Origin of the sequence: Janthinobacterium sp. RA13 (genome assembly GCF_000745325.1) — a bacterium.
Classification (GTDB): Bacteria; Pseudomonadota; Gammaproteobacteria; order Burkholderiales; family Burkholderiaceae_D; genus Janthinobacterium; species Janthinobacterium rivuli.
Genome location: NZ_JQNP01000001.1, coordinates 1,006,419 through 1,023,186 on the forward strand (window position 1 = coordinate 1,006,419; position 16,768 = coordinate 1,023,186).

12 protein-coding genes are annotated in these 16,768 nt (G+C 65.1%); 8 read left to right on the forward strand and 4 right to left on the reverse strand.

Going from position 1 to position 16,768, the window contains the following annotated elements:
• Positions 1-20: 20 nt before the first annotated feature.
• Both FG13_RS04215 and lpxO read right to left on the reverse strand, forming a co-directional pair.
• The gene (locus tag FG13_RS04215; protein ID WP_051958501.1) at positions 21-434 is read right to left on the reverse strand and encodes a DUF6331 family protein; all 414 of its coding nucleotides are present in this window, start codon (positions 432-434) and stop codon (positions 21-23) included.
• Positions 435-515: 81 nt separating this feature from the next.
• Entirely contained in the window at positions 516-1,415 is a 900-nt protein-coding gene (lpxO, locus tag FG13_RS04220; RefSeq protein ID WP_035818659.1) for a lipid A hydroxylase LpxO, read from the reverse strand.
• A gap of 144 nt (positions 1,416-1,559) precedes the next feature.
• Here lpxO and FG13_RS04225 point away from each other — a divergent pair, with 144 nt between their 5' ends.
• The 3 genes from FG13_RS04225 to FG13_RS04235 all read left to right on the forward strand — a co-directional run bounded on the left by FG13_RS04225 (position 1,560) and on the right by FG13_RS04235 (position 4,461).
• Positions 1,560-1,994, forward strand: coding sequence for a hotdog fold thioesterase (locus tag FG13_RS04225; protein WP_035818662.1), 435 nt, complete (start codon positions 1,560-1,562; stop codon positions 1,992-1,994).
• Between the two features lie 267 nt (positions 1,995-2,261).
• Positions 2,262-3,842, forward strand: a complete 1,581-nt coding sequence (locus tag FG13_RS04230; protein WP_035818665.1) for a methyl-accepting chemotaxis protein — start codon at positions 2,262-2,264, stop codon at positions 3,840-3,842.
• Between the two features lie 82 nt (positions 3,843-3,924).
• Entirely contained in the window at positions 3,925-4,461 is a 537-nt protein-coding gene (locus FG13_RS04235) for a CPBP family intramembrane metalloprotease (protein ID WP_035818668.1), read from the forward strand.
• Positions 4,462-4,561: 100 nt separating this feature from the next.
• On the opposite strand, the gene FG13_RS04240 is transcribed toward FG13_RS04235, so the two are convergent.
• Complete coding sequence (locus FG13_RS04240) at positions 4,562-6,061, reverse strand: MFS transporter (protein ID WP_152598673.1); 1,500 nt, start codon at positions 6,059-6,061, stop codon at positions 4,562-4,564.
• Positions 6,062-6,170: 109 nt separating this feature from the next.
• Here FG13_RS04240 and FG13_RS04245 point away from each other — a divergent pair, with 109 nt between their 5' ends.
• Positions 6,171-7,064: a LysR family transcriptional regulator gene (locus tag FG13_RS04245; protein ID WP_035818674.1), complete on the forward strand. Its 894-nt coding sequence runs from the start codon at positions 6,171-6,173 to the stop codon at positions 7,062-7,064.
• 117 nt (positions 7,065-7,181) lie between these two features.
• On the opposite strand, the gene FG13_RS04250 is transcribed toward FG13_RS04245, so the two are convergent.
• Positions 7,182-8,324 (reverse strand): serine hydrolase domain-containing protein, encoded by a 1,143-nt coding sequence (locus tag FG13_RS04250; RefSeq protein WP_200880250.1) that lies wholly within the window; start codon positions 8,322-8,324, stop codon positions 7,182-7,184.
• A 353-nt stretch (positions 8,325-8,677) separates the two neighbouring features.
• Here FG13_RS04250 and FG13_RS31150 point away from each other — a divergent pair, with 353 nt between their 5' ends.
• The 4 genes from FG13_RS31150 to FG13_RS04270 all read left to right on the forward strand — a co-directional run bounded on the left by FG13_RS31150 (position 8,678) and on the right by FG13_RS04270 (position 16,702).
• Positions 8,678-11,722: a calcium-binding protein gene (locus tag FG13_RS31150; RefSeq protein ID WP_035818676.1), complete on the forward strand. Its 3,045-nt coding sequence runs from the start codon at positions 8,678-8,680 to the stop codon at positions 11,720-11,722.
• Positions 11,723-11,812: 90 nt separating this feature from the next.
• Positions 11,813-13,996: a type I secretion system permease/ATPase gene (locus FG13_RS04260; protein ID WP_051958503.1), complete on the forward strand. Its 2,184-nt coding sequence runs from the start codon at positions 11,813-11,815 to the stop codon at positions 13,994-13,996.
• A complete protein-coding gene (locus tag FG13_RS04265) occupies positions 13,993-15,336 on the forward strand; it encodes an HlyD family type I secretion periplasmic adaptor subunit (protein ID WP_035818679.1) in 1,344 nt (447 codons plus the stop codon). Before FG13_RS04260 ends, FG13_RS04265 begins: the two co-directional genes overlap by 4 nt.
• Entirely contained in the window at positions 15,326-16,702 is a 1,377-nt protein-coding gene (locus FG13_RS04270) for a TolC family protein (protein WP_051958504.1), read from the forward strand. The genes FG13_RS04265 and FG13_RS04270 overlap by 11 nt, the downstream gene beginning before the upstream one ends.
• Positions 16,703-16,768 lie beyond the last annotated feature (66 nt).

Sequence of the window (16,768 nt, forward strand, 5' to 3'; positions counted from 1 at the left end):
AGCCCGTATTATCGCCGATGTCAGCGCGGCTGGCTTGCCGGCGGGCCGTTTTGAGGGCCGGCAAGGCAGCGCTCGAGATGCCCGAGCAACTGCAGGAACACGCGTCTATCCGCAATATGATTCATCGTTTTGCTCGTCAATACGTCGCTGCCGGCCGCGGCCACGGCAGCGCGGGCTTGCAAGCAGGCCGCGTGCAGTTGCGCGCGGTCAAGCTCAAGCAGGGCCGTATCGATACTTTCGCACGTGAAATCGAAGGCGTCGATGCCGCAGCAGCCGGCGTCGCAATGCGTTTCCAGGCGGCAGATCAGCGGCCATAATCCGGCCAGCAGGGCGTCGATGTCGAGCGACTGCTCGTAGCGGCCGTCAAGGCTGATGAACTCGATCCATGTCTCATCGCCGATCTGGATATCGTGCTTGCGGTCGCGTTCGGTCATTTTGTAGATTCTCCTGGCGGGGACATCGCATTATAAAAAAAACCGCCCGAAGGCGGTTTTGTCAAAGAGGCAATGTAACGCCTAGATAAAGTAGATCAGCGCGATGATGCCCACCACCAGCGCCACGCGGGTAACCTGGTAGGCCGTCTTGTTCCACGCCTTGAAGCGGCGGCGGTACTGGCCCATGGTCCAGGAAATCTGGAACAGCTTGCTCACGCCGCCGACCTGGTCGCCCAGTTCGTTTGGCGAGGCGGCTGCCGTCATCAGGGTGCGGCCCAGCCAGCGGTTCAAGCCTTGCGCCCAGCGGTAGCGCATCGGGCGTTCGATGTCGCAGAACAGGATGATGCGGTCGCTGTCGGCATCGTTGCGGGCCCAGTGGATATACGTTTCATCGAACATCACGGCCTGGCCGTCGCGCCAGCTGTGGCGCTCGCCATCGACGTCGATGAAGCAGCGGTCATCGTTCGGCGTCTGCAAGCCCAGGTGGTAGCGCAGGGAGCCGGCGAACGGATCGCGGTGCGGGTTGAGCTTGCCGCCTTGCGGCAGCTCCGCGAACATGGCCGCTTTAATCGAGGGAATCGATTGCAGCAGCGCATAGGTCTGCGGGCACATCTGCTGTGCCGACGGGTGGTTCGCGTCATACCATTTCAGGTAGAAACGCTTCCAGCCATATTTAAAGAAGGAATTGAAACCCACGTCATTGTTCTTTTCAGCGGCCTTGATCTTTTTCATTTCCTGCATGCGCAGCGCTTCATCGCGGATGATTTGCCAGTTCTGCTGCAGCGGCGCCAGTTCCGGGAATTGCTCGACGGCTAAATATGGCGTGGCCGGCACCTTGGAAAAGGTGTGCATGAACAGGTTCAGCGGCGCCATGAACGAGGAATGATCGAAGATCTGGCGGCGGAACGGCAGGCGCACCTTGCCCCGAAAATGAATATGTAAAACAGAAAACACAAAAATGCCCAGCAAGGCCCACTTCATACACAACCTCGTTTTTTAAGAATGGGGCAATTATAACCAGTTAATGCCATCGCCACCCCGGGCCACGGTGAAGGAAAGATGAAGCGGCGCATATGGGCGCGCTGTCCTACAATGGCCTTTTCTCCTTACTTATCCGAGGCAACAATGGAAATCTGGCACGCACCGCTCGACCTGGCTATCCTCAACGCCGCCAGCGAGGGCACGGCCATGCGCCACCTGGGCATCGTATTCACGGCTTTCGGCCCCGACTGGATCGAGGCGACCATGCCCGTCGACCACCGCACCATGCAGCCTTTTAAACTGCTGCATGGCGGCGCTTCCGTGCTGCTGGCCGAAACCCTGGGCAGCATGGCCGCGAATGCCTGCCTCGATTCGCGCCGGTACGTGAGCGTGGGCCAGGAAATCAACGCCAACCATTTGCGCGGCGTGCGCGGCGGCCTGGTGACGGGGCGCGCCACGCCGATCCACCGGGGCCGCACGAGCCAGGTCTGGGAAATCCGCATCACTGGCGACGACGGCAAACTGTGCTGCATTTCGCGCATCACCATGGCCGTCATCGACGCCCCAGAGCAGAGTTGATTGTCTTTTTTGATATGCGTCAAGGCACTAAAAGTGGACACGTGGAATCATCCATAACGCTGTTCGCTTATAATTCAGTGTGCTGTTGTTTGGCGCAGGGGGAGTACCCTACGCGCCGACATTGCCCGAAATTAGAAGCTGACTGCCCAAAAAACGCCAGTTAGAGACCCATCCCGCGCCATGCGGGAAAGGCAAGACGACGGCGAGCAGATCGCTGGTTTCCAAGTAACCAGCAACAATCAACTTTATTACAGGGCAATAACAACAATGATGTCATTCAATCGTTTGACGATAGGCGCGCGCCTGAGCGCAGGCTTCGGGCTGCTGGTGCTACTGATGCTGGTACTGGCCGCCTTCGCGCTGCTGCGCATCGGCGCCATTTCCGGCGCCATGGACGCGCAAGAAAAAGTCCAACTGGAAAAACTCGAACCGCTGTACGTGGCGCGCGAAGCGCTCGACCAGACGGGCCTGGCCGCCCGCAACGCGTATATCTTCCATGACCAGGCTGCCGCCGAGAAAGAGCTGGCCATCCTCGACAGCCAGAAAGCGCTGTACCTGGAAGCGCTGGCGCGCCTGGCGCCGCAGTTCGTTGGCGATGCGCAATTCGAGAAAGTCAGCACGGGCTTGAAAGCCATGGCGCAGGAATTGCAGCGTCCGCGCCAGTTCCGCGCCACGGGACAGATGGAGCAGTACGGCACCTTCCTCGTCGAGGAGTGCAGCCCTTTGCGGCGCCAGATCGTCGCCGACATCGACACGGTGCTGAAATCCGTGCAGCGCGAATCGGAGCAGGCCAGCGTGGCCGCGCGCGCCATCTACGGCCAGTCGCTGCGCTGGATCGGCGTGCTGGCCGCGCTCAGCGTGCTCATTTGCATAGCCGTGGCTACCGTCATCACGCGCGGCCTGCTGCGCCAGCTGGGCGGTGAGCCGGCGTATGCGGCCGCGATTGCGGGGCGCATCGCGCTCGGTGAACTGGCCATCGACGTGCACACGCGCCACGGCGACGACAGCAGTTTATTGTTTGCGATCAAGACCATGCGCGACAACCTGGCCGCCATCGTCGGCAAGGTGCGCCACGGTACGGAAAGTATCGCCACGGCATCGACCGAGATCGCCTCGGGCAACCGCGATTTGTCGCAGCGCACGGAGCAGCAGGCCGGCTCACTCGAAGAGGTGGCGTCATCGATGGAAGAACTGATTTCCACCGTGCGCCAGAATGCGGACAACGCCCAGCAGGCGAACCACCTGGCGCGCGAAGCGTCCAAGGTATCGGAGCAGGGCGGCAAGGCCGTGGCCGAAGTGGTGCACACCATGGGCCTGATCAATGCCTCGTCGAACAAGATCGTTGATATCATCGGCGTGATCGACAGCATCGCCTTCCAGACGAATATCCTGGCCTTGAACGCGGCCGTGGAAGCGGCGCGGGCCGGTGAACAGGGACGCGGTTTCGCCGTCGTCGCCACGGAAGTGCGCAACCTGGCGCAACGCTCAAGCGCCGCCGCGCGCGAAATCAAGCTGCTGATCGACGACTCCGTCAGCAAGGTAGGCACGGGAACCTTGCTCGTCGAGCAAGCTGGCGTCACCATGCACGATGTGGTGGCCGGCATCGGCAGGGTAACGGGCATCATGGCCGAGATCAGCCACGCCACGCAGGAGCAGGGCGCCGGCATCGAGCAAGTCAACCGCGCCATCGTCGACATGGATAGGGTGACCCAGCAGAATGCGGCCCTGGTCGAGCAGGCGGCCGCCGCCGCGCACGAATTGCAGCAGCAGGCGGCGCAGCTGGAACAGGAAGTGGGCATTTTCAAACTCGCCAAGCCGGCCAACGGACCGCTGCGCCTCGCCGCTTGAGGCGGATGGCACTTTAGCGCGGCGTGCGCCACCAGGCATATTCCGCGCTACAATGAGCGCTGGATCACCGCCAGGACTTCTCATGCAAGTGCGCAGCAGCCATGATCTATCCAGCCCGGACGACGACAAACCGGCGCCGCCCGTGCTGCAGCTGGCCCTTGCCGGTCTCGGCTGGGGTTTGCTCACCTGCATGCTGTGCTTTGCCATCCTGTTTATCACCAAATGGCTGTTGCCGCCCGAATACTGGGGGGCGCACACGGGCTTGTCCAAGTTCAAGCGCGAAATGTCGCTGCCGCTGCTGGTGTTCTGGGTCGTCATCTATTCCCCCATCCTGGAAACCTTCCTCGGCCAGCTGCTGCCGCTGGAAATCCTCCGGCGCCTGGGCGCCAGCCGGCAACTGAGCGTTTTTATCGGCGCCATCCTGTGGGCCGTCGTGCATTTCATCAGCGGCGGCTTGCTGCACGCCATCGTCGCGCTGGGGTCGGGCGCCATGTTCAGCTTTGTCTACCTGCGCTACCGCGGCCCCAGCGTGGCCGTTGCCTACGCGACAACGGCGTTCGCGCGCGCCTGCAACAATATCGCCATCCTTGTCGCGGTGTTCTACGGCCTGGACACCTAAAGCACCGTCCAAAACCTACTGCGCGTCGGTATAGGCGGCCTGCTATGCTCACCGTACTCTAGTACGGTTGCGCTTCTCGACCACCTCTACCTTCCGCTCGCTACGGTTTTGTCAGGCGCTTTTCTTTCTTCCTGAGCAGATACGGCACCAGCGCCGCCAGCGCCACGGCCAGCAACGCCAGGCCGAGCAGCAGCTGGCGGAAGACGGCGTCATAGCTGGCGCGCAGCAGCGCTTCCTGGCCGCCCAGCAGCTGTGTCGCCTGCTCGATATCGCCGAGCGCGGCGCGGCTGGCGGCGGCCAGCACGGGTAGCTCGGCTGGTAGTTGCTGCGCCAGGCCCGCGCCGATCAGGCCGGCCAACAAGGAACCCGCCAGCGCCAGCGCCACCCCGTCGGCGCTGACGCGCACGGTATTGAAGATGCCCGTCGCCATGCCGGCCCGCTCCGTTTCCACCACGCTCAGGGCCATGCCATCCATCAAGCCCCACGGCAAGCCGATGCCCACGCCGATCAGCAGCAGGGGGCCGGCCAGCGCCGCGGTGCCGCCATGGCCCAGCACCTGGGCCAGCCAGGCCAGGCCCGCCGCGGCCAGCAGCAGTCCCGCCGCGCACAGGGCGCCCGTCTCGACCCAGCGCGACAGCAGCGCCGCCAGCATGGGTACGAGCAGTAGCGGCGCTGCCAGGGCAATCATCAACCGGCCCGCCGCCAGTGCGGACATGTTGTCGATGCCGATGAAGCGCCCCGGCAGCATGACGATGAGCACGATGAACAGGAAGGCGGGCGAGGCGGCCAGCACTTGCACGGCGACAAAGCGGCGCTGGCGGAACAGCGACAAATCCAGCATGGGCCGCGCCGTCCTGCGCTCGATGGCGACAAAGGCGAGGAACAGCAGTACGGATGCGGCGACGGACAGCAGCACGGCGCCGTGGCGCCAGCCGTGTTCGGGCGCCAGCAGCATGCCCAGGGTCAGCAGGCCCAGCGCGGCGCTGAAGCTGATGGCGCCGGGCCAGTCCAGCCGGCCCTGGCCGCGCGCCGGATCGGCCGGCACGCTGACCCATACCAGCAGCATGCCGATGGCGCCCAGCACGGCCGTGGCATAAAAGATGGCGGGCCAGCGGGCCAGTGCCAGCATGGCGCCGGCGGCCAGCGGACCGAAGGCCAGGCCCAGGCCGAACGTCGTGCCCAGCACGCTCATCACGCGGCTGCGCGCCGCGCCGTGGAACAAGGGCGCCAGCGAGGACATGGCGGCGGCGAACGCGGCCGCGCCGCCCAGGCCCTGCACGAAGCGCAGCACGGCGATCCAAGCCACCGATGGCGCGTGGGCGATGGCTAGTGTCGCCACGCAAAACAGCGCCAGGCCCGCCAGCCAGACGCGGCGCCGTCCCAGCACGTCCGTCAGGCTGCCGGCCACCATCATGGCGCTGCCATAGCTGAGGATATACGCATTGATGACCCAGTTCAGGGCGGCGGCGCTGCCGTGCAATTCGGCACCGAGGGCGGGCAGGGCCACGGCCGGGCCCGTGAAGCACAGGGGAATCAACAAGCCCGTCAGGCAAGCGGCCAGCACTTGCAGCGGGAGTGAAAGAGGTGAGGAAGAGGACATAGGTGTCGGATATGAAAGAAAGAGGGGCGAGTATGGCGCGCCCGTCATTGAAGAAAAATGGGCTAAACTGATCAACATATCGGACAAAAATGTCGTGAATGGAGTGCAAATGGATAGCTTGGGTGGCATCGCCATGTTCGTGCAGGTGGCCGACAGCGGCAGTTTTTCGGCCACGGGCCGGCTGCTGGGTCTGTCATCGTCGGCCGTCGGCAAGAGCGTGGCGCGCATGGAGGCGCGGCTCGGTGCGCGCCTGTTCCAGCGCAGCACGCGGCACCTGGCATTGACGGCGGAAGGGGAAAAATTCCTGCAGCGCTGCAAGCGCATCCTGGCGGAAGTGGAAGCGGCAGAGCGCGAGCTGGGCGAATCGGGCGGCGCGCCCAGCGGCCGCCTGCGCATCAGCCTGCCACGCTACAGCGGCCTGTTCGAGCCGGCCATCGGCGCGTTCATGCAAGCCTATCCCGCCATCGAACTCGACCTTGATTTCTCCGACGCCATGGTCAACATCGTCAGCGACGGCTTTGATGCGGTCGTGCGCACGGGCGAGCTGGCCGACTCAAGCTTGATGCGGCGCAAACTCTGTACGTTCCGCCGCCTGCTGCTGGCGTCGCCCGCCTATCTGGCGCGCCACGGCCGGCCCGCCGATGGCGCCGCGCTGCTGCGGCACGCGCGCCTCGACTACCGCTTTCCCGCCACGGGCCGCCTGGAGCAATGGCCGCTGATGGACGAGACTGTCCAGCCGGCGCCCGGCATGGTCTGCAACAGCGTGGAAATGCGCGTCTACCTGGCCGTGCAGGGGCAGGGCATCGCCTACCTGCCCGCGTTTGCCGTGCAGCGCGAGCTGGCGGCTGGGCAACTGGTCTCGTTGCTGGACGAGCATACGCAGGCGCGCACGGCCTTCTGGCTGCTGTGGCCAGCCAGCCGCCACCTGCCGCCGCGCTTGCGCGTGTTCATCGATTTCCTGGTGCAGCAGTTGCAGGATCAGACTTTTGGCGCCTTGCCATGAGGCAGGACGCTTCCCTGGCGCCATTGCAGTTGCAGGTGGCCGGCGCTACCGTGCGCGCGGCGCCGGGCAGATAAGCGCCATCTCGCCAAACTTTGAAGCCAGCGTATTGCTGGCGGCCTACTCCACGCTTTCCATCGATGCCACCGTGTCGAAAATATGCGCCAGCGCGCTTTCCATGGCGCCGGCGGTCGCGTCGCCGCTCTGGTTGGTGATGATGAAGACCCCCAGCTGATATTTGGGAACGACCCAGGCGTAGCTTTGCGCACGCGGCACGCCGCCATGGTGTACATAATGCGTGCCCAACTGGCTATTGCTGCCGATGTTCCAGAAGTAGCCAATGCTGAAGTCGTCCTGAAAGCGCACCAGCGGCTGGTGCGATTCGATGACCGCAGGATGGGCGCTCAATTGCAGGCGCAGGTATTTTGCCATGTCCGGCAAGGTCGACTTCAGGTTGCCCGCCGCTCCCCAGGGCAGTTGCGGCATCGGTGTTGTCACGACGGGATTGTCGCTGTGGTAGCCGGGCGCCAGCCGGCCGGCATCCGTGGCAGCGATTCTCAGCCTGGTATCGCGCATGCCCGCTTCGCGCGCGACGAATTGCGTGAGCAGGACTTCATAGGGCGTGCCGTAGATTGTTTCGAGCGTGTGCGCAATGAGTTCGGTGCCGGCGCTGGAATAGGCGTAGTCCTTGCCTAGCGGACCTGTGATGCTGACTGTGTGCAAGTCTTGCCAGAACTGCTGCTGTCCGTAGCTGGCGTAGGCCGCATTGAGCTTTGCCGGCGTGGCGTGTGCGGTGAAATCCTTCAATATGCTGTTCACCTGCAAAGGCAGCATGCCCGGCATGGTGCTGGTGTGCGTGATCAAATGGCGCAAGCGCACTGGCTGCCCCTGCCACTGCAGGTTCGGGTAGGCGTCCGGCAGGTACTTTTGGATGGGATCGTCGAGCGCCGCCTTCCCATCGAGCACAGCGTTCGCCAGCAGCAGGCCGGCAAAAGTTTTGCTGACCGAGCCGATTTCATACAGCGTTGTATCGTTCGGCGGATTGGCTTTTCCCGTCTCCAGCTCGCCTTGATGCAGCATGAATTCCTTGCCGCGATACACGACGGCAATCGAGGTCGCGTGCAGCAATGTTGACTGCAGCAAGGTGGTCGCCGTCTGGCGCATGGCCGCGGGAATGTCATGCGCAGGAGCCGTGGCTGCCGGCTTGCAAGCTGCCAGCGCGAGTGTCATTACAGTGATGCTTGCGGCGAGTTTGGTCATCATGCGCACCATCCAGGGGGGGTGGGGCATTCTCGCACAATGGGTGCAGCGGTGACAGAAAAGACTGCACGAAAACAATAGGCCAGCCGTACAAACCAGCGTTGCCTTTCCTCTTCTCTCCTCCATGCAGTGTGACATTTGCATGACAAACAACAGTGTTCTGCCCGCTTTAACGTCAATAGGGGGTGCATGCGTGGCGACGCCCAACCGCGCGCCGTCCATGCGCCGAAAGTGCCGGACCGTTGAAGGTGCACGCTGAACGGCAAGTGGATGCGGCCGGGACTTTTGCCTTGCATGCCGGCTTGCGCCGACATATTCATTCTTGGTTTTGACGTTTAACGACAGGAAACTGCAACATGACTGAAAAATTTGCATCGCACACTTCCACCTCCGCAGATGACGGCATTTCCGCCATCGAGGCATACCTGAACAGTGCCGCCGCCGCGGCGCTGCAGCGCTTCACCGGCACGCCGGATGCCGATGTGCTCAGCGGCACCGCGGGCGCCGACGTGCTCGAAGGCCTGGCCGGCGACGATACGTATTACGTCAACGACAGCGGCGACGTGATTGTCGAGCTGGCCAATGGCGGCACCGATACCGTGTATACCAGCGTTAACTACACGGTGGCCGACAACGTCGAGAACGTGCGCCTCGCCGCCAGCGGCCTGACGGTGACGGGCAGCGCCAACACCAACAATATCTTTCATGTGAGCGTGGCCGGCGGCAATGTGCTCGACGGTGGCGGCACGGGCAACTCGGTCAATTACCTTGGCTCCAGCACAGGCGTGACGGCCACCCTGTCCGGGGCCAGTGGTCCGGTGGCGGCAGCGCCGGGCAGCGATGTGCTGGTCAATTTCGCCAGCATCGTGGGCAGCAAGTTCGACGACGTCCTGACCGGCAATGAACTCAAGAACCTCCTGATTGGCGGCATCGGCAACGACACCTTGCGGGGCGGCAAGGGCGACGATACGCTGTTCGGCGTAGCGGGCGACGATACCTATATTTTTGCCCGCGGTGACGGCGCCGATATCATCTCCGAGGTGGTCGAGGGCGGCGGCCACAATGTCGTTTCCTTCCTGGCCGGCGTCAGCGCCGACCAGTTGTGGTTCCGCCAGGTGGGCGCGAACCTGGAAGTGAGCACCATCGGCACGAGCGACAAGATCAGCATCAACGGCTGGTTCAGCGCGGGCAGCGCGCCCCGCATCCAGGAATTCCGCACGGCCGACGGCCGCGTGCTGCTGGGCAGCGACGTGCAAAACCTGGTGCAGGCGATGGCCGCACTGCAGCCGCCACCGGCTGGCCAGCTGACTTTGCCAATCTACGCAGCCACCGTCCTGGCTCCCGTGCTGGCGCAGAACTGGCGCACGGAAGGACCGAATCAGCCCGGCAACGGCGTCTTCACTGGCACGGCGAATCCGGACATCATCAAGGGCACGGCGGGCGCCGATGTGATGGCGGGCCTGGCCGGCGACGACATTTATTACGTCAACCATGGCTACGACGTGGTGACCGAACAGCCTGGCGGCGGCCGCGACACTGTCTACACGACGGTCAGCTACACCATGGGCGCCAACATCGAAGAGGTGCACCTGGCCGCCGCGGGCGTGGGTGTGACAGGTAACGGCAGCGGCAACGTCTTTCACGTCGACGTTGCTGGCGGCAACTTGTTGTATGGCATCGGCAGCAATAATTCGGCTACTTACGCGGGTTCCAAGGCGGGCGCCACGGCGACCATCGTTCCCGTCGTCGGCGGTAGCGCGCTCTTGCCTGGCAGCGATGTGCTGGTCAATATTTCCAGCGTGACAGGCAGTGCCTATGACGACGTGCTGATCGGCAACGAACTGGCCAACACCCTGTCTGGCGGGCTCGGCAACGATACCTTGCAAGGCGGCAAGGGCGACGATGTGCTGACTGGCGGCCTGGGCGATGATACCTATGTCTTTGCGCGCGGCGACGGCGCCGACGTCATCATCGAAGCGTCCGCCGATGCCAATTACGACGCCATCGCCTTCCTGGCCGGCGTCAACATCGACCAGCTGTGGTTCCGCCAGGTGGGCGCGGACCTGGAAGTGAGCACCATCGGCACGACGGACAAGATCACCATCCGCGCCTGGAACAAGGCTGCGCCGAACATCGAGGAATTCCGCACGGCCGCCGGCCACGTCCTGCGCGGCGCCGACGTGCAACTGCTGGTGCAGGCGATGGCGACCCTGGCGCCGCCGCCGCTGGGCCAGCTGACCCTGCCGGCGGGCACCGCCGCCGCCCTGGCGCCCGTGCTGTCCCAGGCCTGGCACTTCAACGGCCCCACGCAGTTGACGGAGCAAACCTTTGTCGGCACGGAAAATGCCGACATCATCAAGGGCACGGCCGGCGCCGACCTGATGGAAGGCCTGGGCGGTGACGACACCTATCACGTCAACCACAGTGGCGACTTCATCGTCGAACGGGGCAATGGCGGCAGCGACACCGTGTTTACCACGGTCAACTACACGGTGGCCGACAACGTCGAGAATGTGCGCCTCGGCGCCCCTGGCCTGACGGTGACGGGCAGCGCCTTCACCAACAACCTCTTTTTCGTCACTACCCCCGGCGGCAATGTGCTCGACGGCGGCGGTGCGGGCAACACGCTCAATTACGTCAATGCAAGCGCTGGCGCGACGGTTGCCTTCGCCCCCGCAGGCACGGCACTGGCGGCGCGTCCGGGCGTGGATGTGGCGGCCAATTTCATCGCGGTTGTCGGCAGCAAGTTCGATGACGTGTTGATCGGCAATGAACTGAAGAACACCCTGCTGGGCGTCCTGGGCAACGATATCTTGCAAGGCGGCAAGGGCGACGACATCCTGGCTGGTGTGCTGGGCAACGACACCTACATCTTCGCCCGCGGCGACGGCGCCGACTTGATCAACGAGGCCAACGAGGCGGGCAGCCGCGATGTCGTGTCCTTCCTGGCCGGCGTCAGCGCCGAGCAGCTGTGGTTCCGCCAGGTGGGCACGGCTCTGGAGGTGAGCACCATCGGCACCAGCGACAAGATCACCGTCACCGGCTGGTACGAGAGCGCGGAGCGGCGCATCGAGGAATTCCGCATGGCCGATGGCCGGGTCTTGCTGGGCAGCCAAGTGCAAAACCTGGTGCAGGCGATGGCCAGCCTGACGCCGCCGCCAGCCGGCCAGCTCACTCTGCCTGCCGGCACGGCCGCCATCCTGGCGCCGGTGCTGGCGCAAAACTGGCGCGCCGCGCAGCCAATCAGCGCCGCCAGCCAGGGCGGTTTCAGCGGCTGGCAAGCGGATGCCGCGCAGCTGGTGCAAGCGATGGCCGGCTTTGCCGTGCCGGCCGCCGCATCGGCGCCGTGGTCGGCGCAAGGCGGCCCGTCGACGCAGCTCCAGCTGGCGGCAGCGCATTAAACCGTTGAGCAACTAGATCCACCCTCACGCAGCCGGGCCGGGGTGACCCGCCACGGCCCGGCTGCGCCATTGAATTTCTGATATTGCCCGATGACAGTCCTCTCCTACCGTAACGATACGCCGTCCATACAAGCTGTGCCCGACACGGGCTTGCTGTCGCTGCTGCTGATGGCCAGCCTGCACGGCATCGCCGCCGATGGCGCCCAGCTCAAGCACGCTTTCGGCCAGGCCGTGTTCACGCGGCAAACCGTGCTGCTGGCGGCCCGGCAACTTGGCTTGACGGCCAAACTGGTGCGCCAGGCGCCCGAAAGGCTGGCGCAAGCGCCGCTGCCTGCCATCGCCATCGATACGGATGGCCGTTTCTTTATCCTCGGCAAGGTCGAGACGGACGCTGACGGCGTGAGCAAGGTGCTGGTCCAGCATCCGGGCCAGCCGCCGCAAATCCTCGGCCGGGCAGCCTTCCTTGCCGCCTGGACGGGCGAACTGATCTTTTTCACCAGCAAGGCCAGTTATGCGGGGGAGACGGCCCGTTTCGATTTCAGCTGGTTCATCCCCGCCATCGTCAAATACCGCAGGCTGCTGGGCGAAGTGTTGCTCATTTCCTTCGTGCTGCAACTGATCGGTCTGGCCACGCCCCTGTTTTTCCAGGTGGTGATGGACAAGGTGCTGGTCAACCACGCCATGAAAACCCTGCACGTGGTGGCCATCGGCCTGGTGTGCGCCATCGTCTTCGAGGCCGTGCTGGGCCTCATCCGCACCTATGTATTCGCGCGCACCAGCAGCAAGATCGACGTGGAACTGGGCGCGCGCCTGTTTCGCCATTTGCTGGCCTTGCCGATCGCGTATTTCCAGGCGCGCCGCGTGGGCGATTCCGTGGCGCGCATCCATGAACTGGAAAACATCCGCTCTTTCCTCACCGGCAACGCCATGACCCTGGTGCTCGATTTGCTGTTTTCCTTCATCTTTATTGCCGCCATGCTGTGGTACAGCGCGGCGCTCAGCATCGTCGTGCTGGCCTCGATTCCCGTCTACGCGGCCCTGTCGATGCTGCTCACGCCCGTGCTGCGGGGCCGCCTGAACGATAAATTCAACCGCAGCGCGGAAAACCAGTCCTTCCTGGTCGAAACCATCAGCGGCGTCGACACGCTCAAGGCCATGGCCGTCGAGCCGCGCTGGCAGCAGCAGTGGGAAAAGCAGCTGGCCGGCTATGTGTCGGCGGGCTTGTCGGCGAATAACATCGGCATGCTGGCCAGCGGCGGCGTCACCCTCGTCAGCAAGCTGGTGACGGCGGCCATCATGTGGTGGGGCGCGACCCTCGTCATCGACGGCAAGATGACGGTGGGCGAACTGGTCGCCTTCAATATGCTGGCCGGGCAGGTGGCCTCGCCCATCCTGCGCCTGGCGCAGCTGTGGAACGATTTCCAGCAGGTGGGCATCTCGATGAGCCGGCTCGGCGACATCCTCAACGCGCGTGTGGAAGCGGGCAGCCAGAAGGCGCGCCTGCCGCGCATCGCGGGCGCCATCGAGTTCCAGCAGGTGGGTTTCCGCTACCGGCCCGATGCGGCCGAAGTGCTGCGCAATGTGTCGATCGCCATCGCGCCCGGCGAAGTGATCGGCATCGTCGGGCGTTCCGGTTCCGGCAAGAGCACCCTGACGCGGCTGGCGCAGCGCCTGTACATTCCCGAACGGGGCAAGGTGCTGATCGACGGGCAGGACATCGCCGTCATCGACACGGCCTCGCTGCGGCGCCAGATCGGCGTGGTGCTGCAGGAAAATATCCTCTTCAACCGCTCCGTGCGCGACAACATCGCCCTGAGCGACCCGGCGCTGCCCATCGACGCCGTCATCGCCGTGGCGAAACTGGCCGGTGCCCACGATTTCATTTGCGAATTGCCAGAAGGCTACGACACCATGGTGGGCGAGCACGGCACGGGCTTGTCCGGCGGCCAGCGCCAGCGCATCGCGATTGCCCGCGCCCTCATCGGCGATCCGCGCATCCTGATTTTCGACGAAGCGACGAGCGCGCTCGACTACGAATCGGAAAAAATCATCCAGGACAATATGCGCGGCATTTGCGCGGGACGCACCGTGCTGATCATCGCCCACCGCCTGTCGGCCGTGCGCGAAGCACACCGCATCGTCGTCATGGAGCGGGGGCAGGTGGCCGAGCTGGGCACGCATGACGCGCTGCTGGCGAACCCGGGCGGCATCTACGCCCATCTGTACAGCCTGCAGCAAGGCACGCACGGGAGCGCAACAGGGGACGCAACATGAGCGCCGGCCACCGCCTGGCCGCGTATGGCGAGCTGTTGCAACGTTACGGCCAGGTGCTGCGGCACAGCTGGCGCGACCGCGCGGCATTGAGCGGCCCCGTGCTCAGCGAAGACGAGGCGGCCTTTTTGCCGGCCGCGCTGGCGCTGCAGGAGCGGCCCATGTCGCCGTCCTTGCGCCTGACGGCCCAGGTGCTGATGCTGCTGGTTGGCTGCGTCGTGCTGTGGGCGGTCTTCGGCCAGGTCGACATCATCGTCAATGCGGCCGGCAAGATCATTCCGTCCGGTAACAGCAAGACCATCGCTTCCGTCGACGTGGCGGCCGTGCGCGCCCTGCATGTGCGCGAGGGGCAAGCCGTGCAGGCTGGCCAGCTGCTCGTGGAACTCGACAGCCGCGGCCCGGATGCCGAACGCGACAAGGCCGCCGGCGACGCCGTGGCGGCCGCGCTGCAAATGGCCCGTTCGCGCGCGCTGATCGCCGCCATCGACAGCTTGACGCTGCCAAGGCTGGCGGCGCCCGATGGCGCCTCCGCCGCCCAGCGCGAAGAAGCGCAGGGCCACCTCGATGGCCAGTACGCGAGTTTCCGCGCCAGGCTCGCGCATCTCGATGGAGAAATCGCCCGCTACGCCCAGGCGCTGCCGCTGGCCGCGCAGCGCGCCGGCGATTACCACGCGCTGCTGGCGACGCGCGACGTGGCCGAACACGCGTGGCTGGAAAAGGAGCAGGCGCGCATCGACCTGGCCGGCCAGCTGGCGTCGGCCCGCAGCGAACGCGCGGCCCTGGTGGCGCAAACGCGCAAGGACGCCTACGACGCGCTGACGGAAGGGGCCAGGGTGGCGGCGGCCAGCGGCCAGGATGCGCGCCGCGCCGGCGCGCGTGGCAGCTTGCTGCGCCTGACGGCGCCCGTCGACGGCACGGTGCAGCAACTGAAGCTGCATACGGTGGGCGGCGTCGTGCCGGCCGCGCAGGCGCTGATGCAGATCGTGCCGCGCCAGGGCAGGCTGGAAATCGACGCCGTGCTGGAAAACCGCGACGTCGGCTTCGTGCAGGAAGGGCAGATGGTCGCCATCAAGGTCGACGCCTTCGACTACACCAAGTATGGCACCGTGCCCGCCGTCGTCAGCAGCGTCTCGCGCGACGCCGTCGAGGATGAAAAGAAGGGTCCCGTGTATGCCGTCAGGATCACGCTGCAGCAGCCATCCATCGTCATCGACGGCAGATTGGTGCCGCTGTCGGCCGGCATGGCCGTGCGCGCGGAAATCCGCACGGGGACGCGCAGGGTGATCGAATATGTGCTCTCGCCGCTGGTGCAGCACCAGAAGGAGGCGCTGCATGAACGCTAGATGCCGCGCCCTGGTCATCGCGACCGGCCTGCTGCTGGCCAGTGCTGTGGCGCAGGCGCAATCGCCGGGCGGGCTCGATGCCGCGCCATGCCCGTCCGCGTATGAGGCTGGTGTGCTGCTGACTGTGCCATTGACCCTGCCGGCGGCCGTCGACCTGGCCCTGTGCCGCAACGCGCAAGTGCACGGCGCCTGGGCCGGCATCCGCTTGCAGGCGGCCGGCCTGGGCGAGGCGCGGGCCGCCTTTTTACCGACCCTGAATGCGGGCGTGAGCCGGGTGCACGACCGCACGGCTTATCCGGGCGCCAGCACGCCGTCCGGCAGCTTGAACAGCAATACGGGCTCGCTGAATCTGTCCTGGCGTTTGTTCGACTTTGGCGGGCGCGCGGCGGGCCAGCGTTCGGCGCAAGCCTTGCTGGACGCGGCCCTGGCCAACCGCGACGCCGTGCTGCAAAAAATCCTGGCGACCACCGTCAGCGCGTATTTCGAGGCGCAGACGGCGCGGGCAAATGTGCGCATGCGCCAGGACTACGCGGCCCTGGCGAATGAAACGGTGCTGGCCACGCAGCGCCGCGCGCAGCGGGGCCTCGGCTCGCACAGCGACACCCTGCAGGCGACCAGCGCGCTGGCCAAGGCGGCCTTGGGCGCCAGCCGCGCCGATGGCGAGTTCCAGAAGGCGCGCGCCGTGCTCGTCTATACGCTGGGCTTGCCGGCCGAGGCGGGCGTGATCCTGGACGACGATGCGGATGCCCCGGTGGCGGGCTTGAGCGAAGATTTGCACACCTGGCTGGCGCTGGCCCAGGCGCGGCACCCGGCCATTGTGGCCGCGCAGGCGCAGCTGGCGGCGGCGCGCGAACGGGTGGCAGTGACCGAGTCGGAAGGCCGCCCCAGCATCGACTTGACGGCGAATATCTACCAGAACGGCCGCCCCAACCAGGGCTTGTCCGCCGCCTCCACGCGCGAAACCCTGGTGGGCATCGCATTGAACATTCCCCTGTTCGACGGTTTTGCGCGCCATTACAAGGTGCGCGGCGCCTTGGCGCAGGCCGGGCAAAGGCAAGCGGAAGCCGAGGAAGTGCAGCAGCAGACCCTGATGGAGCTGGTGAAAACGCATGCGGAGGCGAGCACGGCCTTGGCCAACCTGGCCGCCTCGCAAACGTGGTTGGACGCGGCGCGCGATGCCCAGGCCAGCGTGCAGCGCAAGTTCGGCCTGGGCGCTGCCGATATCCTGGAAATGCTGAACACGCAGTCGGCGCTGCTCGAGGCGCAGCAGGAGCGCATTCGTTGCCAGGCGGAATGGCGCTCGGCCCGGCTGCGCCTGCTGGCCAGCGCCGGTGTGCTGGGGCGCGAGGCTATTCCTGGACGGTAATGCACTCAAAACAGGCGCGATCCGCGCGCCATGCCGGCGCAATTGCGACTATATTAGAGACGCCAA

Coding starts and splice junctions, on each gene's coding strand:
- FG13_RS04215 (WP_051958501.1), bottom strand. CDS start 434: ATGACCGAACGCGACCGCAAGCACGATATCCAGATCGGCGATGAGACA.
- lpxO (WP_035818659.1), bottom strand. CDS start 1,415: ATGAAGTGGGCCTTGCTGGGCATTTTTGTGTTTTCTGTTTTACATATT.
- FG13_RS04225 (WP_035818662.1), top strand. CDS start 1,560: ATGGAAATCTGGCACGCACCGCTCGACCTGGCTATCCTCAACGCCGCC.
- FG13_RS04230 (WP_035818665.1), top strand. CDS start 2,262: ATGATGTCATTCAATCGTTTGACGATAGGCGCGCGCCTGAGCGCAGGC.
- FG13_RS04235 (WP_035818668.1), top strand. CDS start 3,925: ATGCAAGTGCGCAGCAGCCATGATCTATCCAGCCCGGACGACGACAAA.
- FG13_RS04240 (WP_152598673.1), bottom strand. CDS start 6,061: ATGTCCTCTTCCTCACCTCTTTCACTCCCGCTGCAAGTGCTGGCCGCT.
- FG13_RS04245 (WP_035818674.1), top strand. CDS start 6,171: ATGGATAGCTTGGGTGGCATCGCCATGTTCGTGCAGGTGGCCGACAGC.
- FG13_RS04250 (WP_200880250.1), bottom strand. CDS start 8,324: ATGATGACCAAACTCGCCGCAAGCATCACTGTAATGACACTCGCGCTG.
- FG13_RS31150 (WP_035818676.1), top strand. CDS start 8,678: ATGACTGAAAAATTTGCATCGCACACTTCCACCTCCGCAGATGACGGC.
- FG13_RS04260 (WP_051958503.1), top strand. CDS start 11,813: ATGACAGTCCTCTCCTACCGTAACGATACGCCGTCCATACAAGCTGTG.
- FG13_RS04265 (WP_035818679.1), top strand. CDS start 13,993: ATGAGCGCCGGCCACCGCCTGGCCGCGTATGGCGAGCTGTTGCAACGT.
- FG13_RS04270 (WP_051958504.1), top strand. CDS start 15,326: ATGAACGCTAGATGCCGCGCCCTGGTCATCGCGACCGGCCTGCTGCTG.